The organism is Acidovorax sp. AC410 (assembly GCF_979253235.1).
Window position 1 is genome coordinate 305,154 of sequence record NZ_CEEDCG010000001.1, and the last position, 21,957, is coordinate 327,110.

The 21,957-nt window shown below is 68.5% G+C and carries 19 protein-coding genes; 18 read left to right on the forward strand and 1 reads right to left on the reverse strand.

Annotated elements, in window-relative coordinates; all coding sequences use genetic code 11:
• Window positions 1–21: 21 nt before the first annotated feature.
• The 7 genes from asd (at window position 22) to accD (ending at window position 8,754) form a co-directional block, all read left to right on the forward strand.
• Window positions 22–1,152, forward strand: a complete 1,131-nt coding sequence (gene asd, locus AC0IZS_RS01370) for an aspartate-semialdehyde dehydrogenase (protein WP_471633999.1) — start codon at window positions 22–24, stop codon at window positions 1,150–1,152.
• Window positions 1,153–1,456: 304 nt separating this feature from the next.
• On the forward strand, window positions 1,457–4,060 hold the full coding sequence (locus tag AC0IZS_RS01375; RefSeq protein ID WP_471634000.1) for a motility hub landmark protein FimV: 2,604 nt from the start codon (window positions 1,457–1,459) through the stop codon (window positions 4,058–4,060).
• 52 nt (window positions 4,061–4,112) lie between these two features.
• The gene (truA, locus tag AC0IZS_RS01380) at window positions 4,113–4,931 is read left to right on the forward strand and encodes a tRNA pseudouridine(38-40) synthase TruA (protein ID WP_471634001.1); all 819 of its coding nucleotides are present in this window, start codon (window positions 4,113–4,115) and stop codon (window positions 4,929–4,931) included.
• Window positions 4,928–5,689: a phosphoribosylanthranilate isomerase gene (locus AC0IZS_RS01385; protein WP_471634002.1), complete on the forward strand. Its 762-nt coding sequence runs from the start codon at window positions 4,928–4,930 to the stop codon at window positions 5,687–5,689. Before truA ends, AC0IZS_RS01385 begins: the two co-directional genes overlap by 4 nt.
• Window positions 5,667–6,938, forward strand: coding sequence for a tryptophan synthase subunit beta (gene trpB, locus AC0IZS_RS01390; protein ID WP_471634003.1), 1,272 nt, complete (start codon window positions 5,667–5,669; stop codon window positions 6,936–6,938). The genes AC0IZS_RS01385 and trpB overlap by 23 nt, the downstream gene beginning before the upstream one ends.
• Entirely contained in the window at window positions 6,935–7,744 is an 810-nt protein-coding gene (gene trpA, locus AC0IZS_RS01395) for a tryptophan synthase subunit alpha (protein ID WP_471634004.1), read from the forward strand. The genes trpB and trpA overlap by 4 nt, the downstream gene beginning before the upstream one ends.
• Before the next feature lie 137 nt (window positions 7,745–7,881).
• Window positions 7,882–8,754: an acetyl-CoA carboxylase, carboxyltransferase subunit beta gene (gene accD / locus AC0IZS_RS01400; RefSeq protein ID WP_471634005.1), complete on the forward strand. Its 873-nt coding sequence runs from the start codon at window positions 7,882–7,884 to the stop codon at window positions 8,752–8,754.
• Between the two features lie 92 nt (window positions 8,755–8,846).
• Here the strand turns inward: accD and AC0IZS_RS01405 are convergent, their stop codons facing one another.
• Window positions 8,847–9,395, reverse strand: coding sequence for a YggT family protein (locus tag AC0IZS_RS01405; RefSeq protein WP_471634006.1), 549 nt, complete (start codon window positions 9,393–9,395; stop codon window positions 8,847–8,849).
• A 347-nt stretch (window positions 9,396–9,742) separates the two neighbouring features.
• Between AC0IZS_RS01405 and AC0IZS_RS01410 the strand changes: the two genes are divergently transcribed.
• The 11 genes from AC0IZS_RS01410 (at window position 9,743) to lysS (ending at window position 21,932) form a co-directional block, all read left to right on the forward strand.
• On the forward strand, window positions 9,743–10,378 hold the full coding sequence (locus AC0IZS_RS01410) for an LON peptidase substrate-binding domain-containing protein (RefSeq protein ID WP_471634007.1): 636 nt from the start codon (window positions 9,743–9,745) through the stop codon (window positions 10,376–10,378).
• Between the two features lie 28 nt (window positions 10,379–10,406).
• Window positions 10,407–12,284 carry a polysaccharide biosynthesis protein gene (locus AC0IZS_RS01415; protein WP_471634008.1) on the forward strand — a complete coding sequence of 626 codons (1,878 nt, stop codon included), beginning with the start codon at window positions 10,407–10,409 and terminating at the stop codon, window positions 12,282–12,284.
• Between the two features lie 156 nt (window positions 12,285–12,440).
• Window positions 12,441–13,673, forward strand: coding sequence for a lipopolysaccharide biosynthesis protein (locus AC0IZS_RS01420; RefSeq protein WP_471634009.1), 1,233 nt, complete (start codon window positions 12,441–12,443; stop codon window positions 13,671–13,673).
• Window positions 13,657–14,268, forward strand: a complete 612-nt coding sequence (locus AC0IZS_RS01425) for an acyltransferase (protein WP_471634010.1) — start codon at window positions 13,657–13,659, stop codon at window positions 14,266–14,268. The genes AC0IZS_RS01420 and AC0IZS_RS01425 overlap by 17 nt, the downstream gene beginning before the upstream one ends.
• Complete coding sequence (locus AC0IZS_RS01430; protein WP_471634011.1) at window positions 14,261–15,325, forward strand: glycosyltransferase; 1,065 nt, start codon at window positions 14,261–14,263, stop codon at window positions 15,323–15,325. Before AC0IZS_RS01425 ends, AC0IZS_RS01430 begins: the two co-directional genes overlap by 8 nt.
• Complete coding sequence (locus tag AC0IZS_RS01435; protein ID WP_471634012.1) at window positions 15,322–16,353, forward strand: glycosyltransferase family 2 protein; 1,032 nt, start codon at window positions 15,322–15,324, stop codon at window positions 16,351–16,353. The genes AC0IZS_RS01430 and AC0IZS_RS01435 overlap by 4 nt, the downstream gene beginning before the upstream one ends.
• A complete protein-coding gene (locus AC0IZS_RS01440) occupies window positions 16,350–17,051 on the forward strand; it encodes a class I SAM-dependent methyltransferase (RefSeq protein ID WP_471634013.1) in 702 nt (233 codons plus the stop codon). Before AC0IZS_RS01435 ends, AC0IZS_RS01440 begins: the two co-directional genes overlap by 4 nt.
• A gap of 36 nt (window positions 17,052–17,087) precedes the next feature.
• Window positions 17,088–18,452, forward strand: a complete 1,365-nt coding sequence (locus tag AC0IZS_RS01445) for a UDP-glucose dehydrogenase family protein (protein ID WP_471634014.1) — start codon at window positions 17,088–17,090, stop codon at window positions 18,450–18,452.
• Window positions 18,439–19,611 (forward strand): DegT/DnrJ/EryC1/StrS family aminotransferase, encoded by a 1,173-nt coding sequence (locus AC0IZS_RS01450; RefSeq protein ID WP_471634015.1) that lies wholly within the window; start codon window positions 18,439–18,441, stop codon window positions 19,609–19,611. The genes AC0IZS_RS01445 and AC0IZS_RS01450 overlap by 14 nt, the downstream gene beginning before the upstream one ends.
• Before the next feature lie 2 nt (window positions 19,612–19,613).
• On the forward strand, window positions 19,614–20,246 hold the full coding sequence (locus AC0IZS_RS01455) for a sugar transferase (protein WP_471634016.1): 633 nt from the start codon (window positions 19,614–19,616) through the stop codon (window positions 20,244–20,246).
• A gap of 141 nt (window positions 20,247–20,387) precedes the next feature.
• Complete coding sequence (gene lysS, locus AC0IZS_RS01460) at window positions 20,388–21,932, forward strand: lysine--tRNA ligase (RefSeq protein ID WP_471634017.1); 1,545 nt, start codon at window positions 20,388–20,390, stop codon at window positions 21,930–21,932.
• Window positions 21,933–21,957: the final 25 nt, after the last annotated feature.

Consider the following 21,957-nt stretch of genomic DNA (forward strand, 5'->3'; position numbering starts at 1 on the left):
ATCTGTAAAAGGGGCGTTGAAATGAGCAAGTTGGTAGGTTTGGTCGGCTGGCGCGGCATGGTCGGCTCGGTGTTGATGGATCGCATGGCCGAAGAAAATGACTTCGACCTGATCGAGCCATTGTTCTTCTCCACTTCCAACGCGGGCGGCAAGGCCCCTGCGGTGGCCAAGAACGAGACCACGCTGCAGGACGCGTTCAACATCGACGCCTTGAAGCGCTGCGACATCATCATCACCGCCCAGGGCGGCGAGTACACCTCCGAAGTCTTCCCCAAGCTGCGGGCCGCCGGCTGGAACGGCCACTGGATCGATGCAGCCTCGACGCTGCGCATGGAAAAGGACGCCGTCATCATCCTCGACCCCGTGAACCTGCCCGTCATCCAGGATGCCCTGGCCAAGGGTGGCAAGAACTGGGTCGGCGGCAACTGCACCGTGAGCTGCATGCTGATGGGCGTGGGCGCACTGTACAAGGCCGGCCTCGTCGAGTGGATGAGCACCCAGACCTACCAGGCCGCCAGCGGCGGCGGCGCCCAGCACATGCGCGAGCTGCTCACGCAGTACGGCACACTGAACGCCGAGGTGAAGTCCCTGCTGGACGACCCCAAGAGCGCCATCCTGGAAATCGACCGCAAGGTCATCGCCAAGCAGCGTGCGCTGACGGGCGCCGAGACGGCCAACTTCGGCGTGCCGCTGGGCGGCTCGCTGATTCCCTGGATCGACAAGGACCTGGGCAACGGCATGTCCAAGGAAGAGTGGAAGGGCATGGCCGAGACCAACAAGATCCTGGGCCAGGGCGAGGGCTTCAGCGCCCCAGCCATCCCCGTGGACGGTTTCTGCGTGCGCGTGGGCGCCATGCGCTGCCACAGCCAGGCCCTGACCTTCAAGCTCAGGAAGGACGTGCCCGTGGCCGACATCGAGGCCATGATCGCCGCCGACAACGAGTGGGTGAAGGTGGTGCCCAACACGCGTGAAGCCACCATCAAGGACCTGACGCCCGTGGCCGTGACCGGCACCATGACCATCCCCGTGGGCCGCGTGCGCAAGCTGGCCATGGGCCCCGAGTACGTCGGTGCCTTCACCATCGGCGACCAGTTGCTGTGGGGCGCGGCGGAACCGCTGCGCCGCATGCTGCGCATCCTGCTGGCCGCTTAAAATCCCGCTGCCGGGCTCCCTGGAGCCCAGCCCCCAGCGCGCGCAATGCCTGTTGCGCGCGCTTTTTTGCGCCCAAATCCTTGACACACCCGGTTACGTGACGTTGGCAATTGGCAACATCTAAACGCCCCAAGTTGGGGCATGAACACCGGGGGCAAAGCTTCTGCGCCACCTCAGCTTGTCAGTGCAAAACATTGATGCTATGGTGCTTTTTACATATTTTCACGCGCCGGGGCGGGACCAGACCATGAGAAAAACAGCACCGCTCGACCGAGCCGCACAACCCAATCAGTTGATGGCAAACATGCATCGTTGGAAATTTTCTGTGCTGGCGGCTGCGGCCGTGGCAACTGCCGGGCTCTACGCCACCGATGCGTCCGCGCTCGCGCTGGGCCGTATCACCGTGCAATCCGCGCTGGGCGAACCCTTGCGCGCCGAGATCGACCTGCCGCAGATCACCCCTGCAGAGGCGGAAACCCTGAAGGCCAGTACGGCCACGCCCGAGGTCTTCCGCGCCCAGGGCATGGAGTACTCGCCCACCATGAACAACCTGCAGGTGCAACTGCAACGCCGAGCCGATGGCACGGCCGTGCTGCGCCTGTCCAGCGACCGTCCGGTGAACGACCCCTTCGTCGACCTGGTGCTCGACGCCACCTGGGGCTCGGGCCGCCTGGTACGCAGCTACACCATGCTGTTCGACCCGCCAGCCATGCGCCGCCCAGCGCCAGCGGTCACGGCGGCCCCTCAGACCACGGCCCCTGCCGCGCGCCCGGACGCCCCGCCCGCCGTGGCCGGTCGCCCGTCGTCCGCAGCATCGGCACCTGCCGCCGCGCCCCGCGCACCTGCAGCCCCGCGCACCACGCCCGCCGAAGGCAGCGTGACCGTGCAGGCTGGTGACACGGCCGGCCGCATCGCCAACGCCAACCGCCAAGGCGGCGTCTCGCTCGACCAGATGCTGGTGGCCATGCAGCGCGCCAACCCGGACGCTTTCATCGGTGGCAACATCAACCGCATCAAGGCCGGTGCGGTGCTGCAGATCCCCGACCAGGCCACGGCCCAGGCCACGCCTGCGCCCGAAGCCCGCCAGATCCTGGCCGCGCAGAGCCGTGACTTCGGCGCCTTCCGCCGCAAGCTGGCCGAATCCGCCCCTTCCGCTACCGTGGCATCGGCCGAACGCTCGGCCAAGGGCTCGGTGCAGACCCGGGTGGAAGACAGCAAGCCGGCCACCACGGCCCCCGACAAGCTCACCCTGTCCAAGGGTTCGGTCAAGGGCCAGAAGGCCGCAGAAGACCAGTTGGCCAAGGACAAGCAGGCCAGCGATGCATCGGCCCGCATGGCCGAGCTGTCCAAGAACATCAGCGACCTGAACAAGCTCAACGCCGCATCGGCCGCAGCCCCTTCGACGCCGGCCACGCCCGCAGCACCACCCGTTGCCGCTCCCGCAGCCCCTGCGGCCAGCACACCCGCCCAGGTGGCCGTGCCCGGTGTGCCCGCCACGCCAGCCGCCCCCGAAGCCCCACCAGCAACGGCAGCCTCCGAACCCACCAGCGGCGCATCGGCCGAGGCCAGCGCAGCCCCCGCATCGGACGCGGCTGCTGCGGCACCCGCAGCCCCCGCCTCCAAGCCCATCGTGCGGCCGCCCCCCACACCGGTGGCGGAACCCGGCTTCTTCGATGGCCTGCTGGACGACCCGCTGATCCCCCTGGCCGGTGGCGGCCTGCTGGCCCTGTTGCTGGGCTATGGCGCCTACCGCGTGATCCAGCGCCGCCGCAACAACGCCGGCGTGGACAGCTCCTTTCTGGAAAGCCGCATCCAGCCCGATTCGTTCTTCGGTGCCAGCGGCGGCCAGCGCGTGGACACCGCCAACAGCGAGATGACCACGGGCTCGTCCATGGCCTACTCGCCCAGCCAGCTCGATGCCGGCGGCGACGTGGACCCCGTGGCCGAAGCCGACGTGTACCTGGCCTACGGCCGTGACCTGCAGGCCGAAGAAATCCTCAAGGAAGCCGTGCGCCACAACCCGGCCCGCGTGTCCGTGCATGTGAAGCTGGCCGAGATCTATGCCAAGCGCCAGGACCGCAAGGCCCTGGAGTCGGTGGCCGGCGAAGTGTTCAAGCTCACGCAGGGCGAAGGCCCCGACTGGGCGCGCATCGTCGACCTGGGCCGTGGCATCGAGCCCGAAAACCCGCTGTACCAGCCGGGTGGCCGCCCTGGCCAGCCGGAAGACGAGAACCCGTCGATCCCCGGCGCCTTCGTGAGCACCTTCTCGGGAGCTCCCGTGGCCTCCGCCGCCCTGCCGCCCGATCTGGACCTGGACCTCGACCTCGATCTGCCCGACGACGCACTGACCGATGCCCCGCCCGCGCCCCCCGGTGGATTTGCGGCAGCTGCTGCGGCTGCCACCGCGACGGCCGCAGCGCCTGCGGCGCGCGCGCCGCAACGCATGGAGCCCGTGCTGTCCAACGATGATTTCGACCTGCCCGACCTGACGGCCGATGCCGCATGGAATGCACCCGCACCGGCACCGGCAGCCCGTGCGGCGGCACCCAACGACGAACTCACCATGGCGCCCACCGGCCCCATGCCGCTGGCGGATGCCCAGGACTCCGGTCCGATGGACTTCGACCTGGGCGAACTGTCTCTGGACCTGACGGCCCCCTCCAAGCCCATGGCCGCCCCGGCGTCGCGCGAAGTGGAGATCCCCACGGCCGCCGTGCCCATCTCGCCGGAAGACGACGGATCGGCTGCGGCCCAGGACGACCCGCTGGCCACCAAGCTGGCACTGGCCGAGGAGTTCAACGCCATCGGCGACACGGACGGCGCGCGCACGCTGATCGAAGAGGTCGTGGCCGAGTCGAGCGGAGCGCTCAAGACCCGCGCCCAGCGCATGCTGGTCGAACTGGGCTGATGCACTCGGCTTCCACGGCCCTGAGCTACCCCACCCCCGCCCAGGCCCGCCCATGAGGGTGGCCCTGGGTGTCAGTTACAACGGCCAGCCCTACAGCGGCTGGCAGAGCCAGCTGTCCGGCAACACCATCCAGGACAAGCTGGAAGCGGCCCTGGCGCGCTTTGCCACGCACCGCGTGAGCACCCTGTGCGCCGGCCGCACGGATGCGGGGGTGCATGGCCTGATGCAGGTGGTGCATTTCGACACCCCCCTGGACCGGCCGCCCTCGTCCTGGGTGCGCGGCACCAACACCTTCCTGCCCCCCGACATTGCGGTGCAATGGGCCGCCCATGTGCCCGACAGCTTCCACTCGCGTGGCAGCGCCGTGGCGCGCCGCTACGCCTATGTGCTGCTGCAGTCGCCCGTGCGCCCGAGCGTGGATGCCGGGCGCGTGGGCTGGGTCTACCACCCCCTGGAGCATGCGGCCATGCGCCAGGCCGCAGACCACCTGCTGGGCGAGCACGACTTCAGCTCGTTCCGCGCCTCGGCCTGCCAGGCCAAGTCGCCGGTCAAGACGCTGTCGCGCATCGACATCACGCAGCGTGGCCTGGGCGAGCCCCACCCCGAGCTGGGCTGGAGCCCCTGCTACTGGCGCTTCGAGTTCGAGGCGAATGCCTTCTTGCACCACATGATCCGCAACCTCATGGGCTGCCTGGTGGCGATCGGCCGGGGCGACCAGCCGCCCGGGTGGATAGAGCAGGTGCTGCAGGCACGCTCGCGCGATGCGGCGGCGCCCACCTTCTCGCCCGACGGGCTGTACTTCCAGGGACCGGTCTACGACGCCGCATGGGGCCTGCCCCAACGCACGGCTGCGTATGATTGGCTCCCATGAGCACCTCCTCGCCTTCCCAAGCCGCCCCCCACCCCGCCACCCGCACCCGCATCAAGATCTGCGGACTGACGCGCGAAGAGGATGTGGACGCCGCCGTGGCGGCGGGTGCCGATGCCATCGGCTTCGTGCTGTTCGCCCAGAGTGCGCGCGCCGTCACGGCAGCGCGCGCTGCCGAACTGGCGCGGCGCCTGCCGCCCTTCGTCACCCCGGTGCTGCTGTTCGTGAACGCCAGCACCGAGGAGGTGGTGGCCGCCACCGCGCAGATTGCCGGAGCGACCATACAGTTCCATGGCGACGAAACGCCTGAGCAATGCCAGGCAGCCACCGGAGCCGGTGCCCGGCCCTACCTGCGCGCGGCCCGAATACCCCTGGGCCCGGATGCGGCACAATTCGACCTCGTAAAATACGCACACGATTTTTCAAACGCCCAGGCCATCCTGCTCGACGCCCATGTCGAGGGGTACGGCGGCGGCGGCAAGGCATTCAATTGGTCACTCCTTCCACCAAGCGTCGGCTCTCACCTCGTTTTGTCTGGTGGACTCACGCCTGCAAACGTGACCGATGGCATTTTGCAAGTACGCCCGCGTTGCAACACGCTGGCGGTTGATGTCAGTTCCGGCGTCGAGGCCCAGGGGCCCGATGGAAACCCCTTGAGGGGCATCAAGGACGCCGAAAAAATCCATCGCTTCGTTGCCGCCGTGCGTGCGGCCGATGCACAACTTGCAAAGAATCCCCATGAGTTCCTATCAGCAACCTGATCCTTCGGGCCATTTCGGCTCCTATGGCGGCAGCTTCGTCAGCGAAACGCTGACCCACGCGATCAACGAACTGCGCGAGGCCTATGCCCGCTACCAGCACGACCCCGAGTTCCTGGCCGAGTTCCAGTACGAGCTCAAGCACTTCGTGGGCCGGCCCTCGCCCGTCTACCATGCCGCGCGCACCAGCCGCGACCTGGGCGGCGCGCAGATCTACCTCAAGCGCGAAGACCTCAACCACACCGGCGCCCACAAGATCAACAACGTGATCGGCCAGGCCATGCTGGCGCGGCGCATGGGCAAGCCACGCATCATTGCCGAGACCGGCGCCGGGCAGCACGGTGTGGCCACGGCCACCATCTGCGCGCGCTACGGCCTCGAATGCGTGGTCTACATGGGCTCGGAGGACGTCAAGCGCCAGAGCCCCAACGTCTACCGCATGAAGCTGCTGGGTGCCACCGTGGTGCCCGTGGAATCGGGCAGCAAGACCTTGAAGGATGCGCTCAACGAGGCCATGCGCGACTGGGTTGCCAACGTGGACAACACCTTCTACATCATCGGCACGGTGGCGGGCCCGCACCCTTACCCGATGATGGTGCGCGACTTCCAGAGCGTGATCGGCACGGAATGCCTCACGCAGATGCCCCCGATGCTGGCCGAACAGAAGGTGCAGGGCGAGCAGCCCGATGCCGTGATCGCCTGCGTGGGCGGTGGCAGCAATGCCATGGGCATCTTCCATCCCTACATCCCGTTCGAGAAGACGCGCCTGATCGGCGTGGAAGCGGCCGGCGAGGGCCTGGACAGCGGCAAGCACTCGGCGTCGCTGCAGCGCGGCAGCTCGGGTGTGCTGCACGGCAACCGCACCTTCATCCTGCAGGACGCCAACGGCCAGATCACCGAGACGCACAGCATCAGCGCCGGCCTGGACTACCCCGGCGTGGGCCCCGAGCACGCCTGGCTGCAGGAGATCGGCCGTGCCGAGTACGTCGGCATCACCGACAAGGAAGCGCTGCAAGCCTTTCACCACCTGTGCCGGGTGGAGGGCATCATCCCGGCGCTCGAATCGAGCCACGCCCTGGCCTATGCCATGAAGCTGGCACCGACCATGCGTGCCGACCAGTCCATCCTGGTCAACCTGTCCGGGCGCGGCGACAAGGACATCGGCACCGTGGCCGACCTGTCGGGCGAAGATTTCTACGACCGCCCCTCCATGCGCGGACTGTCCGTGAAGGGTGCAGAGGCCAAGCCATGAACCGCATCAGCACCACTTTCGACCAATTGAAGGCGCAGGGCCGCAAGGCCCTGGTGCCCTACGTCACCGCCGGTTTCCCGTTCGCCGACATCACCCCGGCCCTCATGCACGGCATGGTGGAAGCAGGTGCCGACGTGATCGAGCTGGGCGTGCCCTTCTCCGACCCCATGGCCGACGGCCCGGTGATCCAGAAGGCGGGCGAAAAGGCCCTGGCCCTGGGTATCGGCATGGCCCAGGTGCTCGACCACGTGCGCGACTTCCGCAAGCGCAACAGCACCACCCCGGTGGTGCTCATGGGCTATGCCAACCCTGTGGAGCGCTATGACCAGGTGCATGGCGCGGGCGCCTTCGTGCGCGATGCGGCTGCAGCCGGCGTGGACGGCGTGCTCGTGGTGGACTACCCGCCCGAGGAATGCGAGGCCTTTGCCGCCAGCCTGCGCGCGCACGGCATGGACCTGATCTTCCTGCTGGCGCCCACCAGCACCGACGAGCGCATGGCCCAGGTGGCGCGCGTGGCCAGCGGCTACGTGTACTACGTGTCGCTCAAGGGCGTGACCGGATCGGGCGCGCTCGACACGGCCGCCGTGGAGCAGATGCTGCCGCGCATCCGCCAGCATGTGCAGATCCCCGTGGGCGTGGGTTTCGGCATCCGCGATGCCGCCACCGCCCAGGCCATCGGCAAGGTGGCCGACGCCGTGGTGATCGGTACGCGCATCATCCAGCTGATCGAAGACCAGCCGCATGAGAAGGTGGTGGCGATCACCGTGGACTTCCTGCGCGGGATCCGCAAGGCACTCGACGCATAATGTGCCCCTTGGCGTTCGCCCACCCCGGCGGACGCCCATCGTGGTTACACACACGGTTCTCGTCTTTTTGCGCCCGGCCCGGTTGGCACGGAAACCCGCAAAATGCCCAGAAACCCTGTCATTGACGAGGAAAACACATGTCCTGGCTCGAAAAACTCCTGCCCGCCAAAATCCAGCAAACCGACCCGACCGAGCGCCGCCAGGTGCCCGAGGGCCTGTGGATCAAGTGCCCGAGCTGCGAAACGGTGCTCTACAAGTCCGACCTGGAGCACAACCAGAACGTCTGCCCGCACTGCAGCCACCACCACCGCATCGGTGCGCGGGCGCGCCTGGACGCCTTCCTGGACCCCGAAGGCCGCTACGAGATCGGCCAGGAAGTGCTGCCCGTCGATGCGCTGAAGTTCAAGGACAGCCGCAAGTACCCCGAGCGTCTCAAGGAGGCCCTGGAGAACACGGGCGAGACCGATGCACTCATCGTCATGGGCGGTGCGGTCAAGAGCATCAACGTGGTGGTCGCCTGCTTCGAGTTCGACTTCATGGGCGGCTCCATGGGTTCCGTGGTCGGTGAGCGCTTTGTGCGCGGCGTGGAAACAGCGATCGAGCAGAAAGTGCCGTTCCTGTGCTTTACCGCCACCGGCGGTGCGCGCATGCAGGAAGGCCTGCTGTCGCTGATGCAGATGGCCAAGACCAACGCCGCGCTGACCCGCCTGGCCAAGAAGGGCCTGCCCTACATCAGCGTGCTGACCGACCCGACCATGGGCGGTGTGAGCGCCGGCTTCGCCTTCGTGGGCGACATCGTGATCGCCGAGCCCAAGGCGCTGATCGGCTTTGCCGGCCCGCGCGTGATCGAATCCACGGTGCGCGTGACCCTGCCCGAGGGTTTCCAGCGCGCCGAGTTCCTGCAGACCAAGGGCGCGGTGGACTTCATCTGCGACCGCCGCGAACTGCGCAACACCGTGGCCAGCAGCCTGGCCATGCTGCAGCGCCTGCCCGCAGACGCCGTGGTGTAAGCACGCAACAATACGACAGGCATGCCTTGGCATGCCCCATGAAAAAAGCGCCTGTCGAAAGACCAGGCGCTTTTTTGCTCTGCGGACCCCCGTCAGCGCATCACGTTGGCTTGCAGGTTGCCCAGCACGATCATCAGCACCTGCAGCAGCACCAGCACCACCAGCGGCGACAGGTCCACACCGCCGAGCAGGGGAATCACCTTCCGGAACGGCCGCAGCACAGGGGCGCACAGCCGCCACACCACATCGGACAACGGGGAGCGGGCGGCGATCCAGGACATCACGGCATGCACGATGAGCAGGCCCATGAGCCCCGACACGGCCACCTTGGCCAGGCCGAACAGCACCAGCCACGGCAACCAGGCCCAGGCGGCAGCCGCGCCGACGAGCAGCAGGAACAACACGTACTGCAGCACCTGGAACAGGATGGCCGCCACCAGGCTCGATAGGTCCCACTTGCCCACCGGGGGGATCAGCTTGCGCAGGGGCAGGATGATCCAGTCGGTGAGCGCAAAGACCAGCCCGCCGATGGGGTTGCCAAACGGCACGCGCTGCAACTGCATGTACAGGCGCAGCAGACAGGCGCCCGTGAGCAGGCCACCGACGACATCGAGCAGGAAGGAAGCGATCTGGAAGAACATGGGAGCGGCAAAAAGGAAAGCGGGCGGTGCGAAAGCAGCCCGCGCCATGGGATGATAGCGGGCTAAAGAACCTGTTTGCGATCTATCCAGGGCCGCGCAAGTACCTTGCCGGGATGGGATGCAAGGCGCGGTGCGCAGTTGATAGCCCGGCACAACCAAGCGCCGCAACGCCGCAGACCGCCCGGCAAGGCTCTTGCCCGAAGGGTTGGGGCGAAATCGGGCGATTGGACGCCCCGGCTGCTTGCATGGGCATGAGCCCATGCGGCGCATCCGAAGCATCCACTCATCCCGATTGCGCCCCAACGCGGCCCTGGATAGATCGTAAACAGGTTCTAAGATCTTGCCTTATGACACAACCCCTTTCCCTGTCATCTTTGCCCCTTTTCCCTCTGGGTTCCGTCCTCTTTCCCGAGGGCCTGCTGGCGCTGCGCGTGTTCGAGGTGCGCTACCTGGACATGGTGCGCAAATGCCACCAGATGGGCGCGCCGTTCGGCGTGGTGTCCCTCACCCAGGGCCACGAGGTGCGCCAGGCCGGCGCCCCCGAGGAGCAGTTCAGCGAAATCGGCACCCTGGCCGTCATCGAGCAACTGGACTCACCGCAGGCCGGGCTCATCACCCTGCAGTGCCGCGGCAGCCAGCGTTTTCGCATCGTGCAACGCAGCCACCTGGTGCATGGACTGTGGATCGCCGATGTGACGCACCTGGCCCCCGACATGGCCGTGCCCGTGCCCGACGACCTGCGCAAGGCATCGCAGGCCCTGGCACAGGTGCTCAACACCCTGCAGCAGCGCGACCCCGACAGCCCCACGGCGCTGGTGCCCAGCGCCGCCCAGCTCGACGACTGCGGCTGGGTGGCCAACCGCTGGTGCGAGCTGCTGCCCGTGCCGCTGGAACTCAAGCAGCGCCTGATGGAACTGGACAACCCCCTGGTGCGGCTGGAACTCGTGGGCGACGTGCTGGAACGCACCGGCATCGCGCAGTGACCCGCGGATCTGGCAAAGCGACAAACCCGTGCTGAGCAACGTTCTGGAGTGGCCCCGCCCGGTCAAGCGGCTGGTGGTGGTGGCGCTGGACATCGCCATGGGCCTGTTCGCCATGTGGCTGGCCTTCACCCTGCGGCTGGACGTGCTGCACTGGCCCGAGGGCATGCAGTGGCTGGCCTATGGCCTGGCACCGCTGCTGGCCTTCCCCATCTTCGTGAACCTGGGGCTGTACCGCGCCATCTTCCGCTACACCGGCATCACCGCGCTGGTCACGACCGGCAAGGCCGTGGCGATCTACGGGGCGCTGCTGTTCGCCATCCTGATGGCGGGCCAGTGGATCGGCATACCGCGCAGCGTGGGCATTCTGCAGCCGGTGATCTTTCTGCTGCTGGTGGGCGCCAGCCGCTCGCTGGGCTGGATGTGGCTGGCGGGGCAGACCACCAAGGCGCCGCACCGCCTGCTGATCTACGGCGCCGGCACGGCCGGTGCCCAGACGGCCGCCGGCCTGGTGAGCGCGCGCAACTACGTGCTCGAAGCCTTTGCCGACGACGACCGCGCCAAGGTGGGGCGCAGCATCAACGGTGTGCGGGTGTACGCGCCCATCGCGCTGGCCGAGGTGGTCAAGCGCTTTGGCATCACCGACGTGCTGCTGGCCCTGCCCAGCGTGCCGCGCCAGCGCCGCCACCAGATCATCGAGAACCTGCGCGAGCTGCCCGTGCGCATACGCACCATCCCTGGTCTCACGGACCTGGCCAGCGGGCGCGTGACAGTGACCGATTTCCAGGACCTGGACCTGGAAGACCTGCTGGGCCGCGACCCGGTGGCGCCCGACCCCGCGCTGCTGGGCCGCCATATATGCGGCCAGGGGGTGATGGTCACGGGTGCGGGCGGCAGCATCGGCAGCGAGCTGTGCCGCCAGATCGCGCGCCAGGGCGCGGCGCGCCTGCTGCTGGTGGACCACAGCGAGTTCGCGCTCTACAGCATCCACCAGGAGCTGCTGTCCATCGTGCAGCAGGAAGCCATGGCCTGCGAGCTGGTACCGCTGCTGGCCAGCGTGAGCCACGCGCAGCACATGCTCGACCTGTGCCAGACGCACCGCCCGCGCACCATCTACCACGCAGCCGCCTACAAGCACGTGCCCATGGTGGAGGCCAATGCCGGAGAAGGCATCCGCAACAATGTCTTCGGCACGCTGAACATGGTGCGCGCCGCCATGGCCAGCGGCGTGGAAAACTTCGTCCTCGTCTCCACCGACAAGGCCGTGCGCCCGACCAACGTGATGGGCGCCAGCAAGCGCGTGGCCGAGCTGGTGCTGCAGGCCATCGCCTCGTGCACCCAGTATTCCCCGGCCGATGGCGGTGCTCCGCGCAGCCACTTTTCCATGGTGCGCTTCGGCAATGTGCTGGGCTCCAGCGGCAGCGTGATCCCGCTGTTCCGCAGCCAGATCGCGGCGGGCGGCCCGGTCACCGTGACGCACCCGCAGGTGACGCGCTACTTCATGACCATCCCCGAGGCCGCGCAGCTGGTGCTGCAGGCCGGCGCCATGGCGCAGGGCGGCGAGGTCTTCGTGCTGGACATGGGCGAGCCCATTGCCATCCTGGACCTGGCACAGCGCATGGTCGCGCTGTCGGGCCTGAGCGTGCGCGCCCCGGAGCATCCCGAGGGTGACATCGAGATCGTCTTCACCGGCCTGCGCCCTGGAGAAAAGCTCTATGAGGAACTGCTGATCGGCGATGGCGCACAGCCCACGCCGCACCCGCGCATCCTGCGCGCCCATGAGGAACACCTCGCCTGGGACGTGCTGGAGGGCCGCCTGGAGGCGCTGGAGCGGGCCATCCACCAGGCAGACAGCGCCGCCATGATGGCTTTGCTGCACGAGCTGGTGCCAGGCTTCCACCAGGAGTGAAATGAAGCACCCCCTGAGTCGCTTCGCGCCTTCGCCCCCAGCGCAAGGGCTGGATACGCCGCCTTCGCGGCGGGGCGGCCCTTGCGCGGGGGCACTGGCCTGGGGCGCGCCAGTTTCATCCGCTGCGGGCAGCGCTCAGCGCCATGGATCACTGACGTGAGCTCCACCCTGCTGCGCGCCACGGCCACCCTGCTGACCGGCAGCGTGGTGGCCCATGCGCTACCCCTGCTGCTGGGCCCGGCGCTGACGCGCCTGTACACGCCAGCCGAATTCGGCCAGTTCGCCCTGCTGTGGGCCCTTGCCACCAACCTGGCCGTGGTCGGCTGCGCGCGCTATGAATTTGCGCTGCCGTTGGAAAAGGCCGACCCCGGTGCGGCCGAACTCATGGCCTTGTGTGCCCGTGTGCTGCTGGCGGTCACGGCCTGCGCCTTGGTGGCGGGCGGCGTGGTCGCGGCCGTGCAGGGCATGCCGCTGGCCTGGGCCCTGCCCCTGGCCGTGCTGTCCATCGCCGCCACGCAGTGGCTCACGCTGTGGGCCACGCGCTCGCAGCGCTTTGGCCTGCTGTCCATCGCGCGCCTGGTGCAGCATGGGGGCGCCGCCCTGCTGCAATTGGCGCTGGGCCTGCTCAAGATCGGCGCGGCCGGGCTGCTGGCCGGTGCGGTGGCGGCAGGCCTGGTGGCTGCGGTGGCCCTGGCCAGGCCGGCACCTGCCGGGGGCTGGGCGGTGCTGTGGCGCACGCCCTGGGCATCGCTGCGCGCCATGGCCGCAAGGCACCGCGATTTTCCGCTGCTCAACACACCGCATGCCTTCATCGGTGCGCTGCAGGACACGCTGACGCTCATCGCCGTGGCGGCCTGGGCGGGCGATGCGGCGGCGGGCCTGTGGGCGCTGTCGCTGCGCTACCTCAAGGCGCCGGCCACCTTGCTGGGCGGCGCGCTGTCGCAGGCGCTGTACCCCCAGTTGCTGCAGGCCCGCACGGCGGGCGAGGCCCGTGCCCTGGTGCGCAAGAGCATGTTGGTGCTGGCCGCCATCGCGCTGCCCATGGCCGCGGTGCTGATGCTCTGGGGGCCGTGGCTGTTCACCACCGCGTTCGGTGCGCAGTGGAGCGAGGCCGGCCCGCTGGTGCGCGCGATCGCGCCCTACATCGCCCTGCACTTCATCGCCTCGCCGCTGTCGGTGACCACGCTGGCCTGGCGCGCGCAGGCCTGGGCGCTGCGCCTGGCACTGGTGGGACAATTGGCCTTCTTTGCCGGGCTGCTGGCCGGACTGGCGCTGGGCGGCCTGGAAGGCGCGGCCTGGGGCCTCTCGGCCTCGATGCTGCCCTACTTCGCCTACTACTTCCTCACCCTTGCCCACTGGAAACACATCCCCGATGAAAGCCTGGCTTAACCGCGCACGGCGCCAGATCTGGCAGGCGCTGATGTACCGCATGGTCTTCGGCGAACGCACGCCGGACGGCATGCTGCTGGCGCACACGCGCATCGCGCCCAGCACCTGCATCGAGGGCGAGCACGGCCTTGTGCTCGCGGACCATGTGTTCATCGGCCAGTTCAATTTTCTCGATGCCACGGCGGGCCTCACCATCGACGAGGGTGTGCAGATCACCAACTTCGTGAGCATCGTCACGCACAGCTCGCACCGTTCCATCCGGCTGCTCGGGCGCGGCTACGCCACCCATGCGGGCGGCGCAGTGCCCGGCTATGTGAAGGGGGCCGTGCACATCGGCGCCTACACCTTCGTCGGGCCGCACAGCCTGATCGAGGCGGGCACGCGCATCGGCCGGGGCGCACTGATCTGCGCCTACTCGCAGGTGCGCGGCGAGGTGCCCGACTTTGCGGTGATGGCCGGCGCGCCCGCGCGCCAGGTGGGCGATGTGCGCACGGCCGATGCGGCGCTGCTCGCGCAGCACCCCGAATGGGCCGAACACTACCGCGCCTGGGCGGGCGAACTGCCGCAGGCTGCTGAGGCCAGCACCCATGGCTGATGCAGCCAGGCACCTGTGCCTGCTGGGCGATGCCACCAGCCCGCACATCCAGCGCTGGGCGGCGGAGATGCGTGCGCGCGGCTACCGGGTATCGCTGGTCACGGCACGCCCGGCACCTGTCGATGGGGTCGAGCAGAAGGTGCTGGCCCCCGTGCGCCGCTCGAGCGACTGGCTGCTGCGCGTGGGGCAGGCGCGCCGCTACGTGCAGGCGCTGGCGCCCGACATCGTGCACGCACACTACATCACGTCCTACGGCTACCTGGCGGCCCGCTGCGGCCGACATCCGCTGGTGATGACGGCCTGGGGCAGCGACCTGCTGGTGACGCCGCAGACGAATGCGCTGGTGCGCTGGCTCACGGGCTGGAGCCTGCGCCGGGCGGACCTGATCACCGGTGACTCGCAGAGCCTGATCGACGCGGCCAAGGCCTACGGCCCGGCCTGCGCCGTGCAGGAGATCCATTGGGGTGTGGACCTGGCGCGCTTTGCGCCCGCGCCCTGGGCCGGCAAGAACGGGCTGCAGCTCGTGAGCCTGCGCTCCTGGGAGCCCAACTACAACATCGACACCATCATCGAGGCCGTGGGCGCGCTGGTGGCACGCCATCCCGAGGCGCAGGTGCAACTGCACCTGCTGGGCGGCGGATCGATGGAAGCGGCGCTGCGCGCGCTGGTGACCGCCAGGGGGCTGGAACAGCAGGTGGTCTTTCACGGCCGGCTGGACGATGCGGGCATGGCACGGGTGCTGGCGCAGTGCAAGCTGTCGGTCTCGGTACCGACGAGCGACGCGACCTCGGTCTCGGTGCTCGAAAGCATGGCCTGCGGCCTGGCCGTGGTGGCCAGCGACCTGGACGCCAATCGGGCCTGGCTCGATGCCAGCGTGCTGGTGCCACCGCGCGATGCGGCGGCCCTGGCCCGCTGCCTGGAGGCGCTGGTTGCCGACGATGGACGGGCGCAACACCACGGCCAGGAGAACACGCAGCGCATTGCGCGCGACGGCGACCGTGCCGTGCAGATGGACACGATGGATCGACTTTACCGAGAACGGATGGGCACGCCATGAGCCAGCCCCAGGACACCCTGGCATGGGTCAGCGTGATCGCGCCCTGCCGCAACGAGGCAGGGCACATCGCGGCCTTCTGCGACAGTGCGCTGGCCCAGGTGCTGCCGCCCGGCTGGCAGATGGAAGTGCTGGTGGCCGATGGCGCAAGCGACGACGGCACGCGCGAGTTGCTGATCGCGCGCAGCGCACAGGACGCGCGGCTGCAGTGGGTGGACAACCCCGGGCGCATCGTCTCCACCGGGCTCAATGCCTGCATTGAACGCGCCCGTGGCGAGGTCATCGTGCGCCTGGACATCCACACCCGCTTTGCGCCCGACTACGTGGCGCGCTGCATCGAAGCCTTGCAACGCACCGGTGCCGACAACGTGGGCGGCCCCTGGGTGGCCGAGGGCACGGGGCCCATGGGCGAGGCCGTGGCCGCCGCCTTCCAGTGCCGCTGGGTGGTGGGCGGCGCACGCTCGCGCGACACCCGGTTCGACGGCGAGGTGGACACGGTCTACCTGGGCTGCTGGCCACGCGCCGTGTTCGAGCGCATCGGCGGCTTCGACGAAGCCCTGGTGCGCAACCAGGACGATGAGCACAACCTGCGCCTGCGCCTGGCGGGCGGGCGCATCTGGCAAAGCCCGCTGATCCATTCGCTCTACCACCCGCGCAACTCGCTCTCCCACCTGTTCGCACAGCAGCGGCAGTACGGCTACTGGCGCCCGTTCGTCATGCGCAAGCACGGGCAGGCGGGGTCGCTGCGACAGGTGGTGCCGGCAGCCTTCGTGGCGACGCTCGGCCTGTTCGCGCTGTGCCTGCCCTGGACCGTGCTGCCGCTGGCGGCACTGGTGGCGCTGTATGCGGCCTATGTGGCCCTGGCCTCGGTGTCGGCCGCGCGCAGTGCAGGCCGCTGGCAAACGCTGGTGCGGCTGCCGGTGGTGATTGCCGCCTACCACGTGGCCTATGGCCTGGGCACCTGGCGCGGCCTGTGGGATGTGCTGCGTGCCCGCACGCCCTCGGCCCGGTTCGCCCGGATCACGCGATGAGCACCCCGACCGAACCCCAGGCCGTGCAGGCGCGCTATGCGCGCCGCGATGCTGCGCAGGATGCCCTGCGCTACCAACTGATGGCCAGCGCCTCGGCCCTGCAGGCGCAGCAGGAGCGCCTGCGCGCCCAGGTGCGGCTGTGGAACACGCACGGCTGGATCAGCCTTGCGGACCGGTCCATCACCGAGGTGGGCTGCGGCGCGGGCGGCAACCTGCAGGACCTGTTGCGCCTGGGCGCCAGCCCCGCACGCCTGCAGGGACTGGAGCTGATCGCCGAACGCGCCGCGCAGGCACGCACCGGCTTGCCAGGAGCCCTTCGCATCATCGAAGGCGATGCCACGCTGGCGCCCGTGGCCGAGGGCAGCCAGCACGCGGTGCTGGCCTTCACCCTGTTCAGTTCGCTGCTGGACCCCACATTCCGCCAGCGCATGGCCGATGCGCTGTGGCGCTGGGTGGCGCCAGGCGGCGGCGTGCTGGTCTACGACTTCGTGGTGGACAATCCCCGCAACCCCGATGTGCGCGGCGTGCCCCTGGCCGAGCTGCGCCGCATGTTCCCCGACGCGCAGGTGCAGTCGCGGCGGATCACGCTGGCGCCGCCGATTGCGCGCAGGCTGCCTGCGGCCTGCATCGGGCCTGCAGCCGCACTGCTGTACCCACTGCGCACCCACCGCCTGACCTGGCTGGCCAAGCCGGCCTGACCGTTGGCATCCCCGCACCGCACTGAATTACGCTCCATGAAAATCACCGTCATCGGCACCGGCTATGTGGGCCTTGTCACCGGGGCCTGCCTCTCGGAAATGGGCAACCACGTGGTGTGCCTGGACCTCGATGCGCGCCGGATCGCATCGCTGAACCAGGGGCAGTTGCCCATCCACGAACCAGGCCTGCTCGACGTGGTGCTGCGCAATGCGCGCGCCGGCCGCCTGGAGTTCACCACCGACATCGACCATGCCGTGGCGCATGGCCTGCTGCAGTTCATCGCCGTGGGCACGCCCCCGAGCGAAGACGGATCGGCCGACCTGCAGCATGTGTTGGCGGCGGCACGCTCGATCGCTGAGCGCATGGCGGGCTACAAGCTCATCGTCAACAAGAGCACGGTGCCTGTGGGCACGGCCGACCGGGTGCGCGACGCGGTGGCCAGCGTGCTGGCGGGTCGCGGCCTGCCGGCAGACTTTGCCGTGGTGTCCAACCCCGAGTTCCTCAAGGAAGGCAGCGCCGTGCAGGACTTCATGCGGCCGGACCGCGTGATCGTGGGCACCCAGGACGAACGCGCCACCGAGCTCATGCGCGCCGTGTACGCGCCCTTCATGCGCAACCGCGACCGCCTGGTGGTGATGGACGTGCGCAGCGCCGAGTTCACCAAGTACGCGGCCAACGCCATGCTGGCCACGCGCATCAGCTTCATGAACGAGCTGGCGCTGCTGGCCGAGAAGCTCGGTGCCGACATCGAGAACGTACGCACGGGCATCGGCATGGACCCGCGCATCGGCACGCATTTCCTTTACGCAGGCACGGGCTATGGCGGATCGTGCTTTCCCAAGGATGTGCGCGCGCTCATCCGGACTGCGCAGGATGCGGGGCAGGAGTTCCACATCCTGCCCGCCGTGAAGGCCGTGAACGACCGCCAAAAGCAGGTGCTGGCCGACAAGATCGTCGCGCGCTTTGGCGCCGACCTCGCGGGCCGGCGCTTCGCGCTCTGGGGCCTGGCCTTCAAGCCCGGCACCGACGACATGCGCGAGGCGCCGAGCCTGGCCATCATCGAACGGCTGCTGGCCCTGGGCGCCGAGGTGGTTGCCTACGACCCCCAGGCCATGGACCAGGCGCGCCAGGCGCTGGGCGAGCGCACAGGTCTTACGTTCGTGCAGTTGGCCGATGCGGCGCTGCAGGGCGCAGACGCGCTGGTCATCGCCACCGAGTGGAAGGAATTCCGCAGCCCGGATTTCGCCCATCTGGCCGCCACGCTGCGCGAACGCGTGGTGTTCGACGGCCGCAATCTTTTCGAGCCAGCCGAGCTGCGCGCTGCGGGGCTGGAGTACCACGCCATCGGCCGTGGCGCTGCCCCCGCCAACCCCTTGCCATCCGACCATGCCGAACGCTGACGCCTCCGCCCTGCCCTTCCTCCCCTTTGCCCGCCCGGATATCGGCGATGCCGAGGTGAACGCCGTTGCCGAGGCCATGCGCTCGGGCTGGGTCACTACCGGCCCGCAAACCCGGGCCTTCGAGCAAGCCTTCACCGACTACCTGGGCGGCGGCGTGGACAGTCTGGCCGTGAATTCGGCCACGGCCGGCCTGCACCTGGCCCTGGAAGCCCTGGGCATCGGCCCGGGCGACGAGGTGATCGCCCCCACGCTGACCTTCACGGCGACGACCGAGGTGGTGCGCTACCTGGGTGCCGACCCGGTGCTGGTGGACGTGGACCCGGTGACACTGAACATGGACCCGGCCCGGGTGCGCGCTGCGATCACGCCGCGCACCAAGGCCATCATGCCGGTGCACTATGGCGGCTTGGCCTGCGACATGGATGCCATCCTGGCCATCGCCCAGGAACACGGCCTCAAGGTCGTGGAAGACGCCGCCCACGCCCTGCCCACGACCTGGAAGGGGACGCTGGTGGGCCAACTGGCCTCCGACGTGACGGTGTTCAGCTTCTACGCGAACAAGACCATCACCACCGGCGAAGGCGGCATGGCCGTGACGCGCGACCCCGACCTCGCCAAGCGCATGCGCGTGATGCGCCTGCACGGCATGAACCGCGATGCCTTCGACCGCTTCACGTCCAAGACGCCCGCCTGGTACTACGAGGTGGTGGCCCCGGGCTTCAAGTACAACATGACCGATGTGGCCGCAGTCATGGGCGTGCAGCAGCTGGCACGCCTGCCAGCCTTCGTGCAGCGGCGCCAGTACCTGGCACAGCGCTACCACGCGGCGCTGGCAGGCTTGCCACTGGTGCTGCCCGCTGTGGCACCGGCAGACGATGTGCATGCCTGGCACCTATACGTGATCCGCCTGGTTCCGGGTGCGCGCCTGTCGCGCGACGCGCTGGTGCAAGGCCTGTCGGACCGGGGGATCGGCACCAGCGTGCACTACGTGCCGCTGCACCGCCACCCCTACTGGCGCGACCGCTATGCGCTCACGCCGGCCATGTTCCCGCAGGCGGACGCGGCCTACCAGGCCATGGTGAGCATTCCCCTGTTCACCGCGATGAGCGATGCCGATCAGGACCGCGTGATCGCGGCCCTGCAGACCCTGCTGGGGTGAGGATGCTCAAGCGCCTGATGGACATCGTGGTCTCGGGCAGTGCCCTGCTGGCGCTCAGTCCGGTGCTGCTGGCCATCGCGCTCTGGGTGCGCCTCGGTTCGTCCGGTGGTGCGCTGTTCCGCCAGGAGCGGGTGGGCCGGCATGGGCGCAGCTTTCACATCTACAAGTTCCGCACCATGCACACCGGGGCCGAGCGGGCGGGGCCGGCCCTCACGGTAGGGGAGGATGCGCGCATCACCCGTGCCGGCCAGTGGCTGCGCCACAGCAAGCTCGACGAACTGCCCCAGCTGTTCAACGTGCTTAAGGGCGACATGAGCCTGGTGGGGCCCCGGCCCGAGGTGCCGCGCTACGTGGCCATGTACCCGGCCGAATTGAGCGCCATCGTGCTCAGCGTGCGCCCCGGCATCACCGATCTGGCCTCCATCGCGTTCCGCAACGAAAGTGCGCTGCTGGCGCAGAGCGCCGACCCCGAGCGCACCTATGTGGAAGAGATCCTGCCCGTGAAGCTGGACTACGCTGCGCGCTATGCGCGCGACCACAGCGTGTGGCAGGACCTGCGGATCCTCGTGCGCACGGTGGATGCCGTGCTGCGGCCTGCCCGTGCTGCGGGCGGCAGCCCCGACCAGCCGCTCTGACCGGCTGAAAACCGCGACCGCAGGGCAAAAAACCGTGCGGGCACGCCAAGCCGATAAAATGGCAGGTTCGCCGCCGTGGACTGTGGTCCCGGCAGCCTTCCTACCACGACGCACCACGCGCGCACCGCATTGACCGTACCTATGTCTGAACAGAACACCCCTCCAGTGCCCCCGGACGACAACAAGCTCATGGCCGAACGCCGTGAAAAGCTCCGCGCACTGCGCGAAGTGCAGGCCCAGGGCGGCGGCGTGGCCTTCCCCAACAACTTCAAGCCGGCCAACAAGGCGGCAGAGCTGCACGCCACCTATGGCCCGCTGGATGCCGAGGCCCTGGAGGCCAACCCGGCCACGGTGAGCGTGGCCGGGCGCATGATGCTCAAGCGCGTGATGGGCAAGGCCAGTTTCGCCACGGTGCAGGACGGCTCGCTGGGCGACACCGGCGGCCAGATCCAGCTGTATGTGACCCGCGATGCGCTGGGCGAGGACGCCTATGCGGCGTTCAAGCACTGGGACCTGGGCGACATCGTGGGCGCCGAGGGCACGACGTTCAAGACCAAGACCGGCGAGCTGTCGATCAAGGTCACGCGCCTGCGCCTTCTGACCAAGAGCCTGCGCCCACTGCCCGACAAGTTCCACGGCATGGCCGACCAGGAGCAGAAGTACCGCCAGCGCTATGTGGACCTGATCACCGACGAGCAGGCGCGCAAGCGCTTCATCGCGCGCAGCAAGGCCGTGAGCGGCCTGCGCGAGTTCATGGTGGACCACGGCTTCCTCGAAGTCGAGACGCCCATGCTGCACCCGATTCCGGGCGGCGCCAATGCCAAGCCCTTCGTGACGCACCACAACGCGCTGGAGCAGGAGATGTACCTGCGCATCGCGCCCGAGCTGTACCTCAAGCGCCTGATCGTGGGCGGTTTCGAGCGCGTGTTCGAGATCAACCGCAGCTACCGCAACGAGGGCATCTCGGTGCGCCACAACCCCGAGTTCACCATGATGGAGTTCTACGCGGCATACTGGAACTACCTGGACCTGATGGACTTCACCGAGACGCTGATCCGCGAAGTGGCGCTCAAGGCCACGGGTTCGCTGCAACTGACCTACCAGGGCCGCGCGGTGGACCTGTCGCAGCCGTTTGCGCGCCTGACGATCCGCGAAGCCATCTTCCAGTACACCGAGGCCGGCGCCCATGTGGACGACGCTGCCTGGCTGACCAGCGCGCTCAAGAAGCTGGGCCTGAACGAGGAGAAGAACAAGCTGTCCACGCGTTCGCTGGCCAGCCTGCAGGTGCTGTACTTCGAGGAGACGGTGGAAGACAAGCTGTGGCTGCCCACCTTCATCATGGAGCATCCGACCGAAATTTCGCCGCTGGCACGCGCCAACGACACCCGTCCCGAGGTGACCGAGCGTTTTGAGCTGTACATCACCGGGCGCGAGTTCGGCAATGGTTTCAGCGAGCTCAATGATGCCGAGGACCAGGCCGCGCGCTTTCACGCCCAGGTGGCCGCCAAGGACAGCGGCGACGACGAGGCCATGTTCTATGACCATGACTTCGTACGCGCGCTGGAATACGGCATGCCTCCCACGGGTGGCTGCGGCATCGGCATCGACCGCCTGATGATGCTATTGACCGATAGCCCCAGCATCCGCGACGTGATACTGTTCCCGGCACTGCGACGGGAGTCCTGAGCGGTCTGCCGTTCGCCTCCTCTGC

What these genes read in the sequence shown, in the direction of transcription:
- asd (WP_471633999.1), top strand. Translation starts at nt 22, where the DNA reads ATGAGCAAGTTGGTAGGTTTGGTCGGCTGGCGCGGCATGGTCGGCTCG.
- AC0IZS_RS01375 (WP_471634000.1), top strand. Translation starts at nt 1,457, where the DNA reads ATGCATCGTTGGAAATTTTCTGTGCTGGCGGCTGCGGCCGTGGCAACT.
- truA (WP_471634001.1), top strand. Translation starts at nt 4,113, where the DNA reads ATGAGGGTGGCCCTGGGTGTCAGTTACAACGGCCAGCCCTACAGCGGC.
- AC0IZS_RS01385 (WP_471634002.1), top strand. Translation starts at nt 4,928, where the DNA reads ATGAGCACCTCCTCGCCTTCCCAAGCCGCCCCCCACCCCGCCACCCGC.
- trpB (WP_471634003.1), top strand. Translation starts at nt 5,667, where the DNA reads ATGAGTTCCTATCAGCAACCTGATCCTTCGGGCCATTTCGGCTCCTAT.
- trpA (WP_471634004.1), top strand. Translation starts at nt 6,935, where the DNA reads ATGAACCGCATCAGCACCACTTTCGACCAATTGAAGGCGCAGGGCCGC.
- accD (WP_471634005.1), top strand. Translation starts at nt 7,882, where the DNA reads ATGTCCTGGCTCGAAAAACTCCTGCCCGCCAAAATCCAGCAAACCGAC.
- AC0IZS_RS01405 (WP_471634006.1), bottom strand. Translation starts at nt 9,395, where the DNA reads ATGTTCTTCCAGATCGCTTCCTTCCTGCTCGATGTCGTCGGTGGCCTG.
- AC0IZS_RS01410 (WP_471634007.1), top strand. Translation starts at nt 9,743, where the DNA reads ATGACACAACCCCTTTCCCTGTCATCTTTGCCCCTTTTCCCTCTGGGT.
- AC0IZS_RS01425 (WP_471634010.1), top strand. Translation starts at nt 13,657, where the DNA reads ATGAAAGCCTGGCTTAACCGCGCACGGCGCCAGATCTGGCAGGCGCTG.
- AC0IZS_RS01430 (WP_471634011.1), top strand. Translation starts at nt 14,261, where the DNA reads ATGGCTGATGCAGCCAGGCACCTGTGCCTGCTGGGCGATGCCACCAGC.
- AC0IZS_RS01435 (WP_471634012.1), top strand. Translation starts at nt 15,322, where the DNA reads ATGAGCCAGCCCCAGGACACCCTGGCATGGGTCAGCGTGATCGCGCCC.
- AC0IZS_RS01440 (WP_471634013.1), top strand. Translation starts at nt 16,350, where the DNA reads ATGAGCACCCCGACCGAACCCCAGGCCGTGCAGGCGCGCTATGCGCGC.
- AC0IZS_RS01445 (WP_471634014.1), top strand. Translation starts at nt 17,088, where the DNA reads ATGAAAATCACCGTCATCGGCACCGGCTATGTGGGCCTTGTCACCGGG.
- AC0IZS_RS01450 (WP_471634015.1), top strand. Translation starts at nt 18,439, where the DNA reads ATGCCGAACGCTGACGCCTCCGCCCTGCCCTTCCTCCCCTTTGCCCGC.
- AC0IZS_RS01455 (WP_471634016.1), top strand. Translation starts at nt 19,614, where the DNA reads ATGCTCAAGCGCCTGATGGACATCGTGGTCTCGGGCAGTGCCCTGCTG.
- lysS (WP_471634017.1), top strand. Translation starts at nt 20,388, where the DNA reads ATGTCTGAACAGAACACCCCTCCAGTGCCCCCGGACGACAACAAGCTC.